Source organism: Aldersonia sp. NBC_00410, assembly GCF_026342035.1.
GTDB lineage: Bacteria > Actinomycetota > Actinomycetes > Mycobacteriales > Mycobacteriaceae > Aldersonia.
Map to the genome: position 1 here is coordinate 14,545 of NZ_JAPENM010000008.1, position 19,667 is coordinate 34,211.

The 19,667-nt window shown below is 67.8% G+C and carries 16 protein-coding genes; 4 read left to right on the plus strand and 12 right to left on the minus strand.

The window, feature by feature from the left end; translation table 11 throughout:
- Positions 1-36: 36 nt before the first annotated feature.
- The 12 genes from sufD to OG921_RS18525 form a co-directional block, all read right to left on the minus strand.
- Positions 37-1,242, minus strand: coding sequence for a Fe-S cluster assembly protein SufD (gene sufD / locus OG921_RS18470; RefSeq protein WP_266113974.1), 1,206 nt, complete (start codon positions 1,240-1,242; stop codon positions 37-39).
- The gene (gene sufB / locus OG921_RS18475) at positions 1,243-2,679 is read right to left on the minus strand and encodes a Fe-S cluster assembly protein SufB (RefSeq protein WP_266113975.1); all 1,437 of its coding nucleotides are present in this window, start codon (positions 2,677-2,679) and stop codon (positions 1,243-1,245) included.
- Positions 2,676-3,446, minus strand: a complete 771-nt coding sequence (locus OG921_RS18480; RefSeq protein ID WP_266114258.1) for a metalloregulator ArsR/SmtB family transcription factor — start codon at positions 3,444-3,446, stop codon at positions 2,676-2,678. The genes sufB and OG921_RS18480 overlap by 4 nt, the downstream gene beginning before the upstream one ends.
- A 148-nt stretch (positions 3,447-3,594) precedes the next feature.
- Entirely contained in the window at positions 3,595-4,437 is an 843-nt protein-coding gene (locus OG921_RS18485; protein ID WP_266113976.1) for an SDR family oxidoreductase, read from the minus strand.
- 128 nt (positions 4,438-4,565) lie between these two features.
- Complete coding sequence (locus OG921_RS18490) at positions 4,566-5,186, minus strand: TetR/AcrR family transcriptional regulator (RefSeq protein WP_266113978.1); 621 nt, start codon at positions 5,184-5,186, stop codon at positions 4,566-4,568.
- 9 nt (positions 5,187-5,195) lie between these two features.
- The gene (locus tag OG921_RS18495; protein ID WP_266113979.1) at positions 5,196-5,966 is read right to left on the minus strand and encodes an enoyl-CoA hydratase family protein; all 771 of its coding nucleotides are present in this window, start codon (positions 5,964-5,966) and stop codon (positions 5,196-5,198) included.
- Complete coding sequence (locus tag OG921_RS18500; RefSeq protein ID WP_266113980.1) at positions 5,966-7,159, minus strand: acyl-CoA dehydrogenase family protein; 1,194 nt, start codon at positions 7,157-7,159, stop codon at positions 5,966-5,968. The genes OG921_RS18495 and OG921_RS18500 overlap by 1 nt, the downstream gene beginning before the upstream one ends.
- On the minus strand, positions 7,156-9,141 hold the full coding sequence (locus OG921_RS18505; protein ID WP_266113981.1) for a biotin carboxylase N-terminal domain-containing protein: 1,986 nt from the start codon (positions 9,139-9,141) through the stop codon (positions 7,156-7,158). The genes OG921_RS18500 and OG921_RS18505 overlap by 4 nt, the downstream gene beginning before the upstream one ends.
- Positions 9,142-9,148: 7 nt before the next feature.
- Positions 9,149-10,747 (minus strand): acyl-CoA carboxylase subunit beta, encoded by a 1,599-nt coding sequence (locus OG921_RS18510; RefSeq protein ID WP_266113982.1) that lies wholly within the window; start codon positions 10,745-10,747, stop codon positions 9,149-9,151.
- Positions 10,744-11,892 (minus strand): acyl-CoA dehydrogenase family protein, encoded by a 1,149-nt coding sequence (locus OG921_RS18515; protein ID WP_266113983.1) that lies wholly within the window; start codon positions 11,890-11,892, stop codon positions 10,744-10,746. The genes OG921_RS18510 and OG921_RS18515 overlap by 4 nt, the downstream gene beginning before the upstream one ends.
- Positions 11,889-13,604 (minus strand): acyclic terpene utilization AtuA family protein, encoded by a 1,716-nt coding sequence (locus tag OG921_RS18520; RefSeq protein WP_266113984.1) that lies wholly within the window; start codon positions 13,602-13,604, stop codon positions 11,889-11,891. Before OG921_RS18520 ends, OG921_RS18515 begins: the two co-directional genes overlap by 4 nt.
- Entirely contained in the window at positions 13,601-14,410 is an 810-nt protein-coding gene (locus tag OG921_RS18525) for a TIGR03084 family metal-binding protein (RefSeq protein WP_266113985.1), read from the minus strand. The genes OG921_RS18520 and OG921_RS18525 overlap by 4 nt, the downstream gene beginning before the upstream one ends.
- A 227-nt stretch (positions 14,411-14,637) precedes the next feature.
- Between OG921_RS18525 and mptB the strand changes: the two genes are divergently transcribed.
- From mptB to OG921_RS18545, 4 genes are all read left to right on the plus strand, one after another.
- Positions 14,638-16,272, plus strand: a complete 1,635-nt coding sequence (gene mptB, locus OG921_RS18530; protein ID WP_266114259.1) for a polyprenol phosphomannose-dependent alpha 1,6 mannosyltransferase MptB — start codon at positions 14,638-14,640, stop codon at positions 16,270-16,272.
- Positions 16,269-17,198: an ABC transporter ATP-binding protein gene (locus tag OG921_RS18535; RefSeq protein ID WP_266113986.1), complete on the plus strand. Its 930-nt coding sequence runs from the start codon at positions 16,269-16,271 to the stop codon at positions 17,196-17,198. The genes mptB and OG921_RS18535 overlap by 4 nt, the downstream gene beginning before the upstream one ends.
- Positions 17,199-17,203: 5 nt before the next feature.
- Positions 17,204-18,046, plus strand: coding sequence for an ABC transporter permease (locus OG921_RS18540; RefSeq protein ID WP_266113987.1), 843 nt, complete (start codon positions 17,204-17,206; stop codon positions 18,044-18,046).
- Positions 18,047-18,158: 112 nt separating this feature from the next.
- Positions 18,159-19,604 carry a hypothetical protein gene (locus OG921_RS18545; RefSeq protein ID WP_266113988.1) on the plus strand — a complete coding sequence of 482 codons (1,446 nt, stop codon included), beginning with the start codon at positions 18,159-18,161 and terminating at the stop codon, positions 19,602-19,604.
- Positions 19,605-19,667: the final 63 nt, after the last annotated feature.

Here is a 19,667-nt window from a genome sequence, read left to right on the forward strand (position 1 = left end):
AGCGATTCCTCGTTAAATTTCGGTAAGTCGAATGGTCTACACGCCGATGGCGGCGAGTTCGTCCTCGATCGCGGCGGACAGCCGCTCGCGGATCTCGGGAACACCGATCCTGGCGATGATCTCGTGGAAGAAGCCGCGCACCACCAGGCGTCGCGCCTGGTCCTCGGGAATTCCGCGCGCGCGCAGGTAGAACAGCTGCTCGTCGTCGAAACGCCCGGTGGCGCTGGCATGGCCGGCGCCGACGATCTCACCGGTCTCGATCTCCAGGTTCGGCACCGAATCGGCGCGCGCGCCGTCGGTGAGCACCAGATTGCGATTCACCTCGTAGGTGTCGGTGCCCTCGGCTTCGGCGCGGATCAGCACGTCGCCGACCCACACGGTGTGCGCATCGGGCTTCTTCGAGTGCGGATCGCCCTGCAATGCGCCGCGGTAGGCGACGCTCGACTTGCAGCGCGGCTGCGCATGGTCCACGAGCAGGCGCTGCTCGAAGTGCTGGCCGTCGTCGGCGAAATACAGGCCGAGCAGTTCCGCGTCGCCGCCGGGACCGTCGTACTTCACGGTGGCGGTGAGCCGAACCAGGTCACCGCCGAGCGTGACGTTTGTATGCCGCAGCACCGCGTCACGGCCGAGGCGGGCGTGGTGCGCAGTGGTGTGCACAGCGTCATCGGCCCAGTCCTGCACCGCGATCACGGTCAACGCCGCGCTGTCGCCGAGCACGAATTCGACGTTCTCGCCGTAGGTTCCGCTGCCGCGCTGATCGATTACCACCGTCACCTTGGCGAAGTTGCCCAGCCGGACCTGAAGGTGCCCGAACGCGGTCTTGCCCTCGCCCGGCCCGTCGATGCGCAGGTGCACCGTCTCGGCGACCTCGACCTCGTTGCCGACCGACACGATGGTGGCCTGCTCGAACGACGAATACGCCTGGGCGGCAACGCGGTCCGCCGGCGTGCCTGCCGAACCGAGACGGCGGTCGGCACGTCCGACGGTCTCGATCGCCACACCTTCGACGTCGTCGACGGTCACGACCGCGGTGCCGTCGGCGGTCGCGCTGCCGTCATGCAGGCCGTGCAGCCGCCGTAGCGGGGTGAAGCGCCACGCCTCGTCGCGCCCCGAGGGCACCTCGAAGGCGTTGACATCGAACGAGGTGAAGACCTCGCCCTTGTTCTTGGCAGGCACCGCCTGCGGATTTGCCGCGGGCGTGCGGGCTTCGCCCGCCACGGCCACGTTTTCGACGGAACTCATTTAGCCGACGGCCCCTTCCATCTGCAGCTCGATCAGCCGGTTCAGCTCGAGCGCGTACTCCATCGGCAGTTCCCTGGCGATCGGCTCGACGAATCCGCGCACCACCATCGCCATCGCCTCGTCCTCGGAAAGGCCGCGGCTCATCAGGTAGAACAGCTGATCGTCGCTGACCTTGGACACGGTCGCCTCATGCCCCATCGTCACGTCGTCCTCGCGGATGTCGACGTAGGGATAGGTATCGCTGCGGCTGATCGTGTCGACGAGCAGCGCATCGCACTTCACCGTGGACCGCGAGCCGTGTGCGCCCTTGTTGATCTGCACGAGGCCGCGGTAGGAGGCCCGGCCTCCGCCGCGCGCGACCGACTTGCTCACGATGGTCGAGGAGGTGTTCGGTGCCAGGTGCAGCATCTTCGCGCCGGTGTCCTGGTGCTGACCCTCGCCGGCGAACGCGATCGAGAGCACTTCGCCGTGCGCGTGCTCGCCCATCATCCAGACGGCCGGGTACTTCATGGTGACCTTGGAACCGATGTTGCCGTCGATCCACTCCATAGTCGCGCCCGCTTCGGCCTTGGCGCGCTTGGTGACCAAGTTGTAGACGTTGTTCGACCAGTTCTGGATCGTCGTGTAGCGGCAGCGGCCGCCCTTCTTCACGATGATCTCGACCACCGCGGAGTGCAGCGAGTCGGACTTGTAGATCGGCGCCGTGCAGCCCTCGACGTAGTGCACGTAGGCACCCTCATCGACGATGATCAGCGTCCGCTCGAACTGGCCCATGTTCTCGGTGTTGATCCGGAAGTAAGCCTGCAGCGGGATGTCGACATGCACGCCCGGCGGCACGTAAATGAACGAGCCACCCGACCACACAGCCGTGTTCAGCGCGGAGAACTTGTTGTCACCGGCGGGGATGACCGTGCCGAAGTACTCCTGGAAGAGCTCCGGGTGCTCCTTGAGCGCGGTATCGGTGTCGAGGAAGATGACGCCCTGCGCCTCGAGGTCCTCGCGGATGGAGTGGTAGACCACCTCGGACTCGTACTGCGCGGCGACGCCGGACACCAGGCGCTGCTTCTCCGCCTCGGGGATGCCGAGCTTGTCGTAGGTGTTCTTGATGTCCTCGGGCAGGTCGTCCCAGGTGGCGGCCTGCTTCTCACTGGAGCGCACGAAGTACTTGATGTTGTCGAAGTCGATGCCATCGAGGTTGCTGCCCCAGTTCGGCATCGGCTTGCGATCGAAGATCCGCAGCGCCTTGAGCCGCGTCTCGAGCATCCACTCCTGCTCGCTCTTCTTCGACGAGATGTCGCGGACAACCGCCTCGGACAGGCCACGCTGCGCGCTCGCGCCGGCCACGTCGGAGTCGGCCCACCCGTAGCCGTACTTCCCGAGGGAGGCGATCGTCTCCTCTTGGGTCAACGGTGGTGTCACCTGATCTGCGACAGTCATCGCACTCCTTCCGGAGTCTCGTGGGCCGATGCGGGCTGTGCACGGTCCTTTGTATTGCTGGGTTTGGTGCTCTGCACCGGGATGAGCGGCACGTTGGTCGTACAGGCGTCGTTGCCGTTCGCGATCGTCGCCAAACGTTGGACGTGAGTGCCGAGCAACTCGCGGAACGCGTCCATCTCCGCCTCGCACAGCTCCGGGAATTCTTCGGCGACGTGCGAGACGGGGCAATGATGCTGGCACAGCTGGACACCGTTGCCGACCTTGCGGGTGGACGCAGCGAAGCCGGCCGAGGTGAACGCGTCCGCGATCTCGGCGGCCTTGTCCGTGGTCGACTCACTGCCGTCCTCGGCAACGGGGTCGATATCCGCGACGACGGCCTGCACCCGCTTGCGGGCGAAGTCCCTGATCGCCGCGTCGCCGCCGACCTCGCGCAGCTGCCGCATCGCGGCACTGGCCAGATCGTCGTAGGTGTGCCCGAGCCGCCCGCGGCCGGCGGCGGTGAGCTGATACTGCTTGGCGGGGCGTCCGCGCCCCTTGTGCTGCCAGGCAGCGGGCCGCAACGCGCGCGCCTGACCTGCTTCGATAAGGGCGTCGAGGTGGCGACGCACACCCGCGGCGCTCAGTCCGAGGTTCGTACCGATCGCCGTCGCAGTGATCGGGCCTTCCTCCAGCAGCAGCCGTACGACCGCGGCACGGGTCTGCCCGTCACCCGCGACCTGCGCAGACGAGCCCGAGAGCGCGGCGTCGCCACCCGCTCCGGTCCGCATCGTCTGCGTCGAGCCCACGGTTTTCACAACACAAGTGTGACGGAATTATTTCGTGCATTCCAGTAAGGGTGCCCTTGCGTGAGAAACCCCGCGCCGCTGACCGGGCGATTCGATCGCAGACCAGCGGATATTCGCTCGCCGGAGGCGGTCAGGTCAGCTGCGTGATGGCGGCTATCGCGGCCCGCTGCTCGAGCGACGCGATGACGCCACCATCGTTGAGGATGTCCGTACCCGTGAGGTAGGCGGCTTTGTCGCTGGCGCAGAACGCCAGCAGATCCGCCATTTCTTCCGCCGTGCCCCAACGCGGAACTGCCGCGGCCTCCACCATCGCGCCGGCACCGGCTTGTTCCTCGAGCCTGCCCATTTCGGTGTCGATCGATCCGGGCGACACCGAAACGATTCGCAGGCCACGACCGTTGAACCGCTCGGCCTGTGCCGAGCTGTACCACTTCACGAACGCCTTACTGATCGGGTAGGCAATGCTGGAGCGCGACTCCTCGGCAACCACACCGCACGCCGCCAACAGCTCCGCTACGAACCGCTCCTCGTCCTCGAACGCAATTGCGAATTGTTGTTCGGGGAGCATCTCGGCGGGTAGCAGATGCGCAGCCATCGAAGCCACGTTGACAATTGCCGCGCCTTGGCCCGCAATCCGGTAGAAGGCCTCGTTGACGTGGAGTGTGCCCAGCGCATTGGTCCTCAGCACGTATTCGGCGTCCCCCATACTCGGGCTGACCCCCGCAGTGTGGATCACCGAGGCGATTGGGCCATGACCCGCTGCTGTCTCGAACAAGGCCGTGACGGCGCTTCGGTCCGTGACGTCGCAGTTGATCGCCGTGGCCGCTATTCCTTCGCTGGCCAGCACCGCGATCGCAGTCTCGAGCTTGGCGGCTCGAACGTCGCACAACACAACTGTGTGGGTTAGGCCTACTACCTTCGCCGTGGCCAGGCCCATGCCGCCCGCACCACCGGTGATCACCGAAACAGGCATATCCGCATCCACCTTCTCTACGAGAACAATCGTCTCGGAAGTCAAGACGATCCCTTCGAACGCGGCAAGTGTCCGGCTTGCCGACGGGATTGGCGTCGCAATCGCCGTTCAGCGGTCGCCGAGCGTCCCTAGTCCCCCGCGGCGAGCACCGCGGTGCGAGCGAGCGCATCGTGCATGGTTGCGGCCCAGGTCGCGACAATCTCGCCGCGGCGGGCCGAATCGTCGGATAGCACGTCCGCGAGCGCAAGCCCGCGCGCAAGGTCGAGCGTGGCCTGCACTAGGTGGTGCGTGGTCGGGTCGCTGTCGTCGACACCGAGCGCGTCGATCGCCAGCCGATGCACACTACGACCGAACCGTGCCTCCAGCGGGACGATGCGGGCACGCAGCGCCGGATCGGCGGCCGCCGCGGTCCATACCTGCAGCGCGGCCTTGAACAGTGGGCTCACGTAATACTCGACGAGTTGCGCGACAACGGCTTCCGTCCGGTCCCTGCCCACCGGCAGCGTCGACAGTTCGGCCGCCGCCGCGGCGGTGCGCTGCTCGAACATCACCTCGAGTGCCGCCGTGATCAGGTCCTCGCGCACCGGGAAATGGTGCTGTGCGGCGCCCCGAGAAACCCCGGCGCGCTCGGCGACAACCGCAACGGTGGTTGGGCCCCAGCCGAGTTCGGCCAGGCAGTCCACCGCGGCGGACAGCAGTCGCGCCCTCGTCACGCGACTGCGGTCCTGTTTCGGTTCGCGGCTGGTCATCCCGGCAGCCTAGAGCGCCCAGCGCGGTGGGCGCTTCTGCAGAAACGCGGTAATTCCCTCCACCGCATCGGGTGAACCGAACGCTCGTGCCGAGCGATCGGCGAGTTCGGCGGCCTCCGCGTCGAACCGGGCCAGGACCGCCGCGTTGAGCAGGCGTTTGCTCTCGGCGAGTCCGCGGGGCGAGGCCTTGCCGAGCTCGGCCGCGAGCTCGGCGACTGCGGTCTCGGCGTCCTGCGCCGCGATCGTGATGAGGCCGATCTCGGCCGCCGTGGCGGCACCGAACTTCTCGCCGGTCAGGTAATAGCGGCTCGCGGCACGCGAATTCAGCCGCGGCAGCAGGGTCAGCGAGATCATGTAGGGCGCCACGCCGATCCGGGCTTCGGTCAGTGCGAAGGTGCTCGACGGCCCCGCCACCGCGATGTCGCAGGCGGCCACGATGCCCATGCCGCCGGCGCGCACGTGCCCGTCGATACGCGCGACGATCGGCTTGGGCAACTCCACCATGCTCCGGAGCAGGTCGATCATCGTGCGGGTACGCCGATCCGCCGCCACGGCCGGATCCTGCTCGCCGGTTTCGGTCAGATCCGCGCCCGCGCAGAACGTGCCCCCCGTGTGCGTGAGCAGCACGGCGCGCACATCCTCGTCGGCGGCCGCCGTCGCGAGGCCCTCGCGCAACTGCGTGACGAGCCGGCCCGAGATGGCATTTCGGTTGTGCGGCGAATCCAGGGTGAGCGTGGCGAATCCACCCCCCGATGCGTAGCCGACATACCGGTCGCTCATCAGTACGACTTCGGCAATCCGAGCGAGTGCTGGGCGACGAAGTTCAGCACCATCTCCCGGCTGACCGGCGCGACGCGGCCGATGCGTGCCGCGGCAAGCATCGACGCCAGCCCGTACTCACTGGTGAGTCCGGCACCGCCGTGGGTCTGGATTGCCTGATCGAGCGCCTTGATCGCGGCTTCCGCGGCAGCATATTTCGCCATGTTCGCGGCCTCGGCGGCACCGAGATCGTCGCCGTGGTCGTAGAGCACTGCGGCCTTCTGCATCATGACCTTGGCCAGTTCGGTCTCGATCTTGATCTGCGCCAACGGATGCGCAATGCCCTGGTGCGCGCCGATGACGGTCTTCCACACGGTGCGTTCGTTCGCGTAGGCGACCGCGCGGTCGAGGGCGTAGCGGGCCATGCCGACCGCCATCGCGGCACCCAGGATTCGCTCGGGATTGAGTCCCGCGAAAAGCTGCATCAGCGCGGCGTTTGGCGGTGGCATCTGGTCGCTCCGCGGGCTCCGCTCCTGCCCGACGAGCGAGTCGGCAGGCAGCCGGACATCGTCGAGGAACAGCATGAACTGGTGGTCCGGCTCGATGATGTCCATCTCCATCGGCTGCGCGACGAAGTTCTCCGTGTTGGTCGGCACGATGAATAGCGCGGGCTGCAGCTTGCCGGTTTTGGCGTCCTCGGTGCGGGCGACGATCAGCACCGCCTCGGCCTGATCCACACCCGAGATGAACACCTTGCGGCCGTTCAGCACCCAGGTGTCGCCGTCCCGGCGCGCGGTCGTGGTGATCTGATGCGAGTTCGACCCGGCATCGGGTTCGGTGATACCGAAGGCCATCTTGGTGGAGCCGTCGGCCAGGCGCGGCAGCCAGTTCTCCTTCTGCGCGTCGGTGCCGTACTTCGCGATGATGGTGCCGCAGATCGCCGGCGAGACGACCACCAGCAGCAGACCGGCGCCGGCGGCGGCGAGTTCTTCCTGGACGAGGGCGAGTTCGTAGATGCCGGCTCCGCCGCCGCCGTACTCCTCGGGTAAGTTGACGCCGAGGAAACCGAGTTTGCCCGCCTCGTCCCACAATTCGGTGAGCGGCTCACCCTTGCGCGCCTTGGGCAACACGTAGTCGCGGTAGTTGTACCGCGCACCGAGCTTCGCCACTGCTGCCCGCAACTCGCGCTGCTCTTCGGTTTCGATGATGCTCACGAATTCTCCTCTGCTTCCTCTGATTCCACGACGGCGAGCACGGCGCCGACATCGACCTGCCGTCCTACCTCCGCGTTGAGTTCGATGAGCACCCCGTCCGTCGCCGAACAGATCGTGTGCTCCATCTTCATGGCTTCCAGCCACAGGATCGGTTGGCTCGCGCGCACCCGTTCCCCCGGCTGCACCGCGACGCGAATCACCGTGCCCGGCATCGGTGCGAGCAGCGATCCCGCGCCGAGTTGTTCGGCCGGGTCCACGAACCGCGCCCGGCGCGTCAACGCGACCGGACCGAGCGGCGAATCGATGCACACCAGCGCGCCGTACCGGGTGACCTCGAATCGCCTACGCACCGAGCCGATATCGAGCACAACCCGGTCGGGCGCCGTCTCGACCACGGTGACATCGTCGTAATCGACGACCGCCACCCCCGAACGGCCGGGGCGATAGCGGACATCGTGCACCTCGCCCGCCCTGTTCTCGTACGCCTTGTGCTGCGCCTGCCCCGCCACGTTGCGCCAACCTCCGGGCAGTCCGCGACCCACCGGCGCCGCATCGCGATTCGCCGCGGCATCCGCGAGCGCGGCCGCGACCGCGGACAGCTTTTCGCCCGCATCGGAGACCAAAGGGGCAGCGAGCGTGTCGAGCCCATGGCGGTCGAAGAACGCGGTGTCGGTGTCGCCGGCGAGAAATGCCGGGTGACGAAGCACGTTGACGAGCAGATCCCGGTTCGTGACCAGACCGTGTATCCGCGCCCCGCTCATGGCATTCGCGAGCAGTCGCGCGGCCTCCTCGCGGGTCGCGCCGTAGGAGATGACCTTGGCGAGCATCGGGTCGTAGAACACGCTTACCGCGCTGTCGTTGGTCACTCCGCTGTCGAGGCGAACACCCGGCGTGACCAACGTATCGAACGATGTTGTTGCTGCCGGGATGTCGAATCGGTGCACCCGACCACTCTGCGGTCGCCAACCGTGCGCGGGGTCCTCGGCGTAGAGCCGGACCTCGATCGAGTGCCCGCGCATCGCGGGTACTTCGGCCGGTAGCCGGTATCCGTCGGCGATCTGCAGTTGCAGCCGCACCAAATCCAGCCCGGTGGTGCATTCGGTCACCGGATGTTCCACCTGCAGGCGGGTGTTCATCTCCAGGAAGAAGAAGTCACCCTTCTCGTCGGCGAGGAACTCCACGGTGCCCGCACCCTGATACGCGATCGCCCGCGCCGCCAGCGTCGCCGCGTCGAACAGCCGCTCCCGCATTCCGGGCACGCGTTCCACGAGCGGGGACGGTGCCTCCTCGACGACCTTCTGATGCCGGCGCTGGATCGAGCACTCCCGCTCGCCGACCGCCCAGACGGTGCCGTGCACGTCGGCCATCACCTGCACCTCGATATGGCGGCCGGTCTCGAGGTAGCGCTCGCAGAACACCGTCGCATCACCGAACGCCGATTCGGCCTCCCGCCGCGCCGCGGCAAGTTGCGTCGGCAGTTCGTCGAGGCGCCGCACGATCCGCATGCCACGCCCACCACCGCCGGCCGAAGCCTTCACCAGCACCGGAAGATCGGTCTCGGCGACCTTGGCCGGATCGAGTTCGGCGAGGACGGGCACGCCTGCGACGTCCATCATCTTCTTGGACTCGACCTTGGACCCCATCGATTCGATGGCCGCGACCGGCGGCCCGATCCAGGTCAGCCCCGCGTCGAGCACCGCACGGGCGAATTCGGCGTTCTCCGAAAGGAACCCGTAGCCCGGGTGGATCGCGTCCGCCCCCGCCGCACGGGCCGCGGCGATGAGCAGGTCGGCCCGCAGGTATGTTTCCGTGGGCGTGTTGCCCTGGAGCCGGATTGCGGCGTCGGCCTCGGTGACGTGTGCCGCCCCCGCATCCGCGTCGGAGAACACCGCAACGGTGCCCAGACCCATTCGGCGGCAGCTGGCGAACACCCGCCGGGCGATCTCACCGCGGTTGGCTACCAATACATTCGTGATTGCCATCGGTGCCTCACATCCGGAAGACGCCGAAGTTGGCGGCGCCGTCGATCGGGGCGTTGTGCACGGCCGACAGGCACATGCCCAACACCGTTCGGGTGTCGCGGGGGTCGATGATGCCGTCGTCATAGAGCCTGCCGGACAGGAACATCGGCAGCGACTCGGCCTCGATCTGGTTCTCGACGGCGGCGCGCATCGCGGCATCGGCCGCTTCGTCGAACGGCAGGCCGCGGGCTTGCGCGGAAGCACGCCCGACGATGGAGATCACCCCGGCGAGCTGCGCTGGACCCATCACCGCCGATTTCGCACTGGGCCACGCGAACAGGAACCGCGGGTCGTATGCGCGGCCGCACATGCCGTAGTGCCCGGCACCATAGGAGGCGCCGAGGAGCAGCGAGATATGCGGCACGGTCGAGTTCGACACGGCGTTGATCATCATCGCGCCGTGCTTGATGATGCCGCCCTGCTCGTATTCCTTGCCCACCATGTATCCGGTCGTGTTGTGCAGGAACAGCAGTGGCGTGTTCGCCCGATTGGCGAGTTGGATGAACTGCGTGGCCTTCTGCGCCTCCTCCGAGAACAGCACGCCGCGATGGTTGGCGAGGATGCCGACCGGGTAGCCGTGCAACTCCGCCCACCCCGTCACCAGGCTCGACCCGTAGAGCGGTTTGAACTCGTCGAAGTCGGAGCCGTCGACGATCCGGGCGATCACCTCGCGCGGATCGAACGGGATCTTGAGATCGGATGGCACGATGCCGATCAGGTCCTCGGCGTCGTACAACGGCTCGCCGACCTGCGCGCGGGGGGCGGGTCCCTGCTTGCGCCAGTTCAGCCGACGCACGATCGAGCGTCCGATCCGGATCGCGTCTTGTTCGTCGGCTGCGAAGTAGTCGGCCAGACCCGAACGGCGAGCATGCATCTCGGCGCCGCCGAGGGACTCGTCGTCGGATTCCTCGCCGGTGGCCATCTTCACCAGCGGTGGGCCGCCGAGGAAGACCTTGGACCGGTCCTTGATCATCACCGTGTGGTCGGACATGCCGGGGATGTAGGCCCCGCCTGCAGTCGAGTTGCCGAACACGAGCGAGATCGTGGGGATGCCCTTGGCCGAGGCGCGGGTGAGGTCACGGAACAGCCGCCCGCCGGGGATGAACACTTCCTTCTGCGTCGGCAGGTCGGCACCGCCGGACTCGACCAGCGAGATGATCGGCAGCCGGTTCTGGTCGACGATCTCGTTGGCGCGCAGATTCTTCCGCAGCGTCCACGGATTACTCGTGCCGCCGCGGACCGTTGGGTCGTTGGCGATGATCATGCATTCGACACCCTCGACGGTGCCGATACCGATCACCACGCTGGCACCGACCTGAAAGTCGCTGCCCCACGCGGCCAGCGGGCACAACTCGAGAAACGGCGAATCCTCGTCGAGCAGCAGATCGATCCGCTCTCGCGGAGTCAGCTTGCCGCGCTTGCGATGCCGTGCCAGCTTGTCCGGGCCACCGCCCGCGACCGCCTTGTCCAGTTCCGAGTTCAGCTCGGCCAATTTCGCCGTCATCGACTCCGCTGCTGCGCGATAGGCGTCCGAGTTGCGGTCGAGGGTGGAACGCAGCGCGGTCATGCCTGGAACCCCAGACGCTTCGCGGCCAGTCCGGTCAGGATTTCCGTGGTTCCGCCGCCGATCCCGAGGATGCGTATGTCCCGGTACTGCCGCTCGACCTCGGACTCGCGCATGTAGCCGAGGCCGCCGAACAACTGCACCGCCTGGTTGGCCACCCATTCGCCCGACTCGACGGCAGTGTTCTTGGCGAAACACACCTCGGCGATGAGGTCCTGCTCCCCCGCGACCGCGCGCTCGATGACCGACCGGGTGTAGACACGCGCCACATCGACGCGGCGGGCCATTTCGGTCAGCGTGTTCTGCACCGCCTGGCGGCTGATCAGCGGACGACCGAAGGTCTCTCGGTCCCGGCACCACTGCACCGTCAGGTCGAGGCACCGCTGCGCCTGCGAATACGCCTGCACGGCCAGCCCGGCCCGTTCGCTGACAAAGGCCATCGCGATCTGAGCGAAGCCGGAGTTCTCTGCGCCGACCAGGTTCGCGACCGGTACGCGGACATCCTCGAACGTCAGCTCGGCCGTGTCCGAGGCGAGCCAGCCCATCTTCTCGAGCCTGCGGCTCACCGTGAAACCCGGTGTCCCCTTTTCGATCACCAGCAGCGAGACACCTCCCGCACCCGGTCCGCCGGTGCGCACGGCAGTGGTGACGAAATCGGCACGGCAGCCGGACGTGATGAACGTTTTCGAGCCGTTCACGACGTAATGGTCGCCGTCGCGGTGCGCGCTCGTGGTGAGGTGACCGACATCGGAACCGCCGCCGGGCTCGGTGATCGCGAGGGACCCGATGGAATCTCCGGCGAGCGTGGGACGCACCCAGCGGTCGATGTGCTCCGGGTTGCCCGCGGCAATCATGTGCGGCAACGCGATTCCGCAGATGAACAACGACGCGAACGTACCGCCGGACGCACCGGCCTGGTGGAACTCCTCGCTCACGATCGCGGAGTCGATGCCATTACCGCCTGCGCCGCCGACGGCTTCCGGGAAGGCGATCCCGAGGAGTCCGAGCGCCCCTGCCTTCTTGTGCAGTTCGCGCGGCAACTCGCCCGCGCGCTCCCACTCGTCCAGGTCGGGCAGGATGTCGCGCTCCACGAACCGTCGGACGGTGGCACGCAATTCGCGCCGCTCGGGGGTGTCCCACATACTCACGCCAGCAACTCCTCCGGGATATCGATGTACCGGGACCGCAGCCATTCGGCCAGTCCCTTCGCCTGCGGGTCGAACCGGGCCTGGTAGGCCACGCCCGGTCCGAGAATTCCTTCGATGACGAAATTGACCGCGCGCAGCTTCGGCAACACGTGCCGGGTGATGGTCAGCGCCTCGGTTTCGGGAAGCAGCCGACGGACACTGTCGACGGTGAGCGCGTGCGCCAGCCAGCGCCACTGCTCGTCGGTGCGCACCCACACACCGATGTTTGCGTTGCCACCCTTGTCACCGCTACGTGCAAGGGCGACCCTGCCCAGCGGCTCGCGGCGAGACGGTCCGTACGGCAACGGATTCGGCAGGTCCGGCGGGTCGACGTCGGTGAGCTCCCGGGCTTCGCCGGGCGGCTCGATCTCCAGCCGTGTGCCGTCGGGGAGCACCGCCACCTGGATGACCGTTGCGGTCGGCACGAAGCCGGCGGTGAAAACGCCGTAGGGCGAGGCGTTTCCGGGCACCGAGGTGAAGTTGGCACCCGGGTAGCTCGCCAATGCCAGCTCGACGGCCACGTTCGAGAACGCGCGCCCGACGACGTTCGGGTCCGGGTCGCGGACGACGCAGCGCAGCAGTGCGCTGGCTTGCTCCTCGGTCTCCGCGTCGGGTCGGTCGACCCGGGACAGTGTCCAGTCCAGTTCGGCAGGGCGCGTGGTCAGCCACGATTCGAGCTGTTTGCGCGCGAGTTCGGCCTTGGCTTCGATATCGAGGCCGGTCAGGACGAATGTCATCTCGTTTCGGAATCCGCCGATGATGTTGAGCGACACCTTCAAATCGGGCGGCGGCGCCTCGCCGCGGACACCGGCAACGAGCACTCGGTCGGGACCGGCCTGACTCAACTCGATGCTGTCCAGCCGGGTCGTGACGTCCGGTCCGACATAGCGGGCGCCCTGAATCTCATACATCAGCTGCGCTGCAACGGTATCCACAGTTACCACGCCGCCGGTCTGCGAATGCTTGGTGATCACGCTGCTGCCATCGGCCCGCACCTCGGCAAGCGGGAAACCCGGGCGTCCGAGGTCGGCGATCTCGGTGAAGAACGAGAAATTGCCACCGGTCGCCTGTGTGCCGCACTCGATGATGTGCCCGGCTACCACCGCTCCCGCGAGCGCATCGTAATCGTCGCGGCGCCAACCGAAATGCGCCGCCGCCGGCCCGACGACGAGAGCGGCGTCCGTGACGCGACCGGTGACGACGACGTCGGCACCGGCGTCGAGGCATTCGGCGATGCCCCATCCACCGAGATAGGCGTTTGCGGTGAGCGGTGCGCCGAGTCCGAGTTCGTTCGCGCGCGGACCGAGATCGTCACCCTCGACATGGGCGATCCGCGCATCGAGACCGAGACGCCCGGCGAGTTCGCGCAACTTCATTGCCAACCCGGCGGGATTCAGGCCGCCCGCATTGACGACGATGCGCACGCCGCGATCCAGCGCGAGGCCCAGGCACTCCTCGGCCTGACGCAGAAACGTCTTCGCGTAGCCGAGCGTGGGATCTTTCATCCGGTCGCGGCCGAGAATGAGCATCGTCAACTCGGCGAGATAATCCCCGGTCAACACGTCGAGGTCACCGCCGTCGAGCATTTCCCGCATCGCCGAGAGCCGGTCACCATAGAAACCGGAGCAGTTGCCGATCCGGATCGAATCCGGCTGCGCAGCAATCGCACTCATGACGTCGCCGCGCCGGCGTCGAACTGTCCGGCCGCGCGACCGTTCCCGGGCGGCCCGGCGAACGCCTGCGCGAGGTCGATCCAGCGCTGCGCATCCGGCCCGACCGCGGTGACGTCGAGATCGTCGCGGTTACGGCGCTGCGTCACCAGCAGGCAGAAGTCCAGTGCTGTTGCGGTCACACGTTGGGCCGCGTCGTCGGGGCCCCACGTCCAGACGGACTCATCCGGCGCGAGCAACTCCACCCGAAACTCTTCGGCGGGCGGTGTGAGGTCGTGCACGGTGTAGGCGAAGTCGCGGGTGCGCACACCAAGATGCGCGACGTGACGGAGCCGGTGCGTCGGTGCGCGGACCGAAGCGAGCGCATCCGCGACGTCCTGTCCGTGCGCCCAGGTCTCCATCAGGCGGGCGGTGGCCATCGATGCGGCGCTCATCGGCGGACCGAACCAGTCGAGCTTGCGGCCGGCAGGAACCTCGACGAGGGCCGCGGCGAGTCGGGCACGCCCGGCGCGCCAGCGCCCGAGCAAGTCGGCGGACGGTGTGCGAGCCCATTCGTGGGCCGCATCGTCGACGAAACCGGTGGGATTGCGCCAGGCGTCGGCGAGCAGTGCCGCGAATCGCTCCGGGACGGTGGCGGACAGGATGGCGGCGTCGTCGGTCCAGGCGAGGTGCGCGACCTGGTCGGCCACCGTCCAGCCCGCAGCCGGGGTCGAGCGTGCCCACGCCGTGGCGTCGAGTCCGGCAACGAGGCGGTCGAGGTCGTCGCCTTCATCGGTGAGGTCGTCGAGGATTGTTGCGAGATCCGCCACACTGCGCTCCCGTCGTTCGAGGATGCGATCAGCATCACATCGCGTCAGAAAAAAAGCAAGCGTGCTTGATTTAGCGGCGAAAGGGCTCTCCCGTCTCGCCGGGACGCCAAAACCGACGCACTAGGCTGCGCGATGTGACGGCGCCGCAGCAGGACTCGAGCACGGCCGACGAACGGTCGCTCGAGGTCCGGCGCCTCTGGCACCGGACCGTCGAAACCGGACGCCGCATCCTCGGTCTCGACGCCCCGCCCGCCGACCACACCGTCGCCGTCCTGCACTACGACGAGCGGGAAGCGCCCGGCCTGACACCCCGCGAACTCGTCCAATTGCGTCACGTCCGCTGGTTCGGTGGCACCGGTGCCGTGCTGATGGCGATCGGGGCTCTCGGCGCGGGTGCCCAGCCGGTGCTGCAGAACCCCACCCAGGGCGTCCGAGTCCTCGGACTGTTCGCCCGAACCCAGACATCGTCGCTGGCCATCGCCATGACCGGAACGGTTGTCGTGGTTCTCGCGTGGTTGCTGCTCGGCAGGTTCGCGATCGGGTCGACCAGCAGTGGCGCGCCGCTGCGTCGACTTTCTCGCTCTCAACTCGACCGGACGCTGCTGCTCTGGATCGTTCCGCTCAGCGTGGCGCCACCGATGTTCAGCCGCGACGTCTATTCCTATCTGGCGCAGAGCGAGATCACCGCGCGTGGGCTCGATCCCTACGGCGTCGGCCCGGCGCAGGCGCTCGGAGTCGACCACGTGCTCACCCGCACCGTCCCGACCATCTGGCGGGACACCCCGGCGCCGTACGGGCCGTTCTTTCTCTGGCTCGGCCGCGCGATCTCGGCGGTGACCGGAGACAACATCGTCGTCGGCATCTTCATGCACCGACTGCTCGCGTTGCTCGGGGTGGCGCTGATCGTCTGGGCGCTCCCCAGACTCGCGCGCCGGTGCGGCGTCGCGGCGGTGAGTGCGCTGTGGCTCGGCGCGGCGAACCCCCTGCTGCTGTTCCACCTCGTCTCCGGCGTGCACAACGAAGCGCTCATGCTCGGTCTGATGCTGGCCGGGATGGAGATCGCACTCAGCGCCATCGAATCCGCGGCACCATTGCGCGGCATCAACCTCGTCCTGCTCCTCGGCGGCAGTTCGGTGATCGCGCTTTCGTCCACCATCAAGATCCCGTCGCTGATCGCGCTCGGATTCGTCGGGATGGCGCTGGCGCGACGGTGGGGCGGCAATCTGCGGGCCATCGCCGCGGCCTCGGGACTACTGCTAGCGGTGGCCGGGGCGGTGACGTTGCTGATCAGCGGCGCGAGCACGCTCGGCTTCGGCTGGATCCACACCCTCGGTACCGCGAACGCGGTGCGCAGTTGGATGTCACTGCCGACCTCGGTCGGCGTCATCACCGGATTCGGCGGAGTCCTGCTCGGCCTCGGTGACCACACCACCGCCGTGCTCAGCCTGACCCGCCCGATCGCCGCCCTCATCGCGGCGTTCGTCACACTTCGGATGCTCATCGCGGTGCTCACCGGTCGACTCCACGCGGTCGGCGCGCTCGGTGTTTCCTTGGGCACACTGGTCCTGCTGTTTCCGGTCGTGCAGCCGTGGTACTTGCTGTGGGGCGTCATTCCGCTGGCCGCATGGGCGACCACCCCGGCCTTCCGAATACCCACGATCGTGGCATCTTCCGTGGTCAGCGTGATTCTCATGCCCAACGGCGCCGAGTTCCAGCCGATCACCATCGTGCAGGCCTCGATCGCGACGATCATCACCTGCGCGGTCCTCATCGCGCTGACCCGGAACGTGCTCCCCTGGCGGGCCGAGCCGGGACCGGCGCAGCCGGTGCAACGCACGAACGCTTACGCTGGACCCTCGTGACCTCAGCTGGACCTGCCGTGCGACTGACCGGTGTGGTGAAGTCGTACGGACCGGTCACCGCGGTCGACGGCCTCGATCTCGAACTCGACCGCGCGATGGTGCTCGCGCTGCTCGGCCCCAACGGTGCCGGGAAGACGACCACCGTGGAAATGTGCGAGGGCTTCGTCCGTCCCGATGCCGGTTCGGTGCGCGTACTCGGGCTCGACCCGATCGCGGAATCCGCCGCGTTGCGGCCCCGGATCGGCGTGATGCTGCAGGGCGGCGGCGCCTACCCCGGTGCCAAGGCCGGCGAAATGCTCGGCCTGGTGGCGTCCTACTCTGCCAATCCGATCGATCCGGAGTGGCTACTGCAGACTCTCGGCTTGGTCGATGCCCGACGCACCTCCTATCGGCGGCTGTCCGGCGGCCAGCAGCAGCGGCTCGCGCTGGCCTGCGCGCTGGTCGGCCGACCCGAGCTGGTGTTCCTCGACGAACCGACCGCCGGGCTCGACGCCCAGGCGCGGCACACCGTCTGGGAGCTGATCGACTCGCTTCGCCGCGACGGGGTCAGCGTGCTGCTGACCACCCACATGATGGATGAAGCCGAACAGCTCGCCGACGAGTTGGTCATCATCGACCACGGCAAGATCGTCGCCTCCGGCACACCGTCCGAAATCACCACCCGCGGCGCCGAGGGCCAACTGCGGTTCACCGCGCCGGCACACCTCGATCTGAGCCTGCTCGAGGCCGCGCTGCCGGAGGGGTTTGCGCCACGGGAGACCTCGCCCGGCTCGTACCTGGTCGTGGGTGAAATCGATCCGCAGGTACTCGCCACCGTCACCGCCTGGTGCGCGCGGATCGGCGTACTCGCCACTGATCTGCGGGTGGATCAACGCCGGCTCGAGGACGTCTTCCTGGAGTTGACCGGACGAGAGCTGCGAGGATGAACATCATGAGCGCCAGCGACGCCGACCGGTCGGTGGGCGAGAAGGCCGCGCGGCCGGCGGGCGAGGCGACCGTCCGGCGTGCCCGGTTTGCGCCCGGCACCTTTGCACCCGCCCCGCAGGCCAGTCCCCCTGCTCGGATGCTTGCGGCGCAGACCCGGATGGAACTGACCCTGCTGCTGCGCAACGGCGAACAGCTCCTGCTCACCATGTTCATCCCCATCACGCTGCTGATCGGTCTGTGTCTGCTGCCGTTCGACGGACTCGGCGACAACCGGGTCGACAAGGTCGTGCCCGCCGTCATGATGGTCGCGGTGATGTCGACCGCCTTCACCGGTCAGGCCATCGCCGTCGGGTTCGACCGGCGATACGGGGCACTGAAGCGACTCGGCGCCACCGCCCTGCCCCGCTGGGGTGTGATCGCAGGCAAAAGTGCCGCGGTACTCATCGTCGTCGTGCTGCAAGCGATCGTGCTCGGACTCATCGGTGTCGCGCTCGGCTGGCGACCCTCGATCGGCGGGCTCGCCCTCGGCGCGGTGATCATCGCACTCGGCACCGTCACCTTCGCGACCATGGGACTCCTGCTCGGCGGCACACTGAAGGCCGAGGTCGTCCTCGCGCTGGCGAACGTGATGTGGTTCATCATGCTCGGCGTCGGCAGCATCGTCTTCGCCTCCGACGACCTGCCGGACACGCTGCGCTTCATCGCTCGGCTCGTACCGTCCGGCGCGCTGGCCGAGACACTCGAGCAGGCGCTGTACGCAAACATCGACTGGTTCGGCGTCGCCGTGCTCGCGGTATGGGCCGCGGTATGCGGCTGGCTCGCGGCGCGCCTGTTCCGCTTCACCTGATTCGGCGCCTCGGGGACGACACCCCCAGTTTGCGCGCCGTGAATGGAAGATTTGGTGCGTTCAGCGGAGTGAACGCTTCCGTTCACTCCGCTGGCCGTGGTCATATGTCCAGATGCGAATCGTCGGTGCCATCGTCGGCACTCTCCTTCTGACCGTCGGTTTCGCGGGCGCGTCCTCGGCGACCACCACGCCGTGGGGGCCGATCGCGGACAATCCCAATCTCGGCCCGACCGGCACCGCGACCATGCACGGCGACGCCGCGTCCTCGGATGCCACGCCGTTCGCCGGACCGGGCACCGGAAACATCGCAGTGTCGGTGTATCCGCTCGCCTCGGCCTGCCCCACCGTGCTGCAGGGGTCCGATGGCCTGGTCGTCGCCTTGTGCACAGCGATTCTCGGCCAGACACCGACGGTCCACCTGATCGATCCCACCGTGGGTGGGGTCGGCTCGCTCGGTAGTTCCACCGGCTCGTCGGGCGGTTCGCTGGCGAGCTTCCCGCTAACCAAGGGGACGCTGCTCGGCGGGGTCTATGCGTTCGTCGACAACGCCAACCGGCTCGTCGCCGTCGACGGCAACGGTCACCTGGTGCGCATCGGACACTCCCGCACCAACAACGGCGAATGGCAGCTGACCAAGGACGCCGACACGGACCTGAGCTCCGCGATCCCGGCCGGCGACGGCGTCACCGGCCTGACACCCGGTATCGACGGCACCGTCTGGTTCGCGACCGCGGCCGGCGTCGTCGGAGCCGTCGATGCCCAGGGCGTGGCGCAGACCGTGGCGCTCGGCGCCGGTGAGCAGGTGCAGAACAGCATCTCCACGTCACCGGCCGGACGCACCGCGGTGGCCACCACGCACGCGCTCTACGAACTCGCGGCCGACGCGTCGGGGCGGCCGCAGGTGCTGTGGCGAGCCGAATACGATCGCGGCCCGGGCCGCAAGCCCGGCATGCTGAGCTGGGGCACCGGCTCGACCCCGACCTACTTCGGGCCCGGCAACGGCGCCGAATACCTCACGATCGTCGACAACGCCGACAAGCAGGTCCATGCGCTCGTGTTCCGTTCCGGCAGCGGTGCGCAGGTCTGCTCGCAACCGGTGCTCACCAAGGGCGGACCCGGCAGCGAGAACTCCCCGGTCGGCATCGGCCGCACGATCGTCGTTGCAAGCACCTACGGCTACCCGTACCCCACCGTCCCGGAGGGTGCCGGCTCGTCCGAACCGCTGATCGCGCCGTTCACCGGTGGCATGACACGCGTCGACGTCGACGACACCGGCTGCCACACGGTGTGGGAGAACACCGTGCGCAGCGCTGCGGTGCCGCGGCTGTCCACCGCCGACGGAAAGCTCTACACCACCACTCGGGTCGGGCTGGACCTCACCACCCCGCTCGACGGATTCGCCTACACGGTGATCGACCCGGGCAACGGCAACGTCGTCACCTCACAACCGCTGCCGCCGACGATCGCGAGCGACACCCTGCAGATGGCCCCGCTACTCACCCCCGATGGCCGGATGCTGCAAGGCACGCTCACGGGGATCCTGCGGATCACGGGCTAGCGGCTCGGCCCGCAATGCCGCAGGCGTTCATCCCAACGACGGTGTGTAGTGGACCGGGCTCTA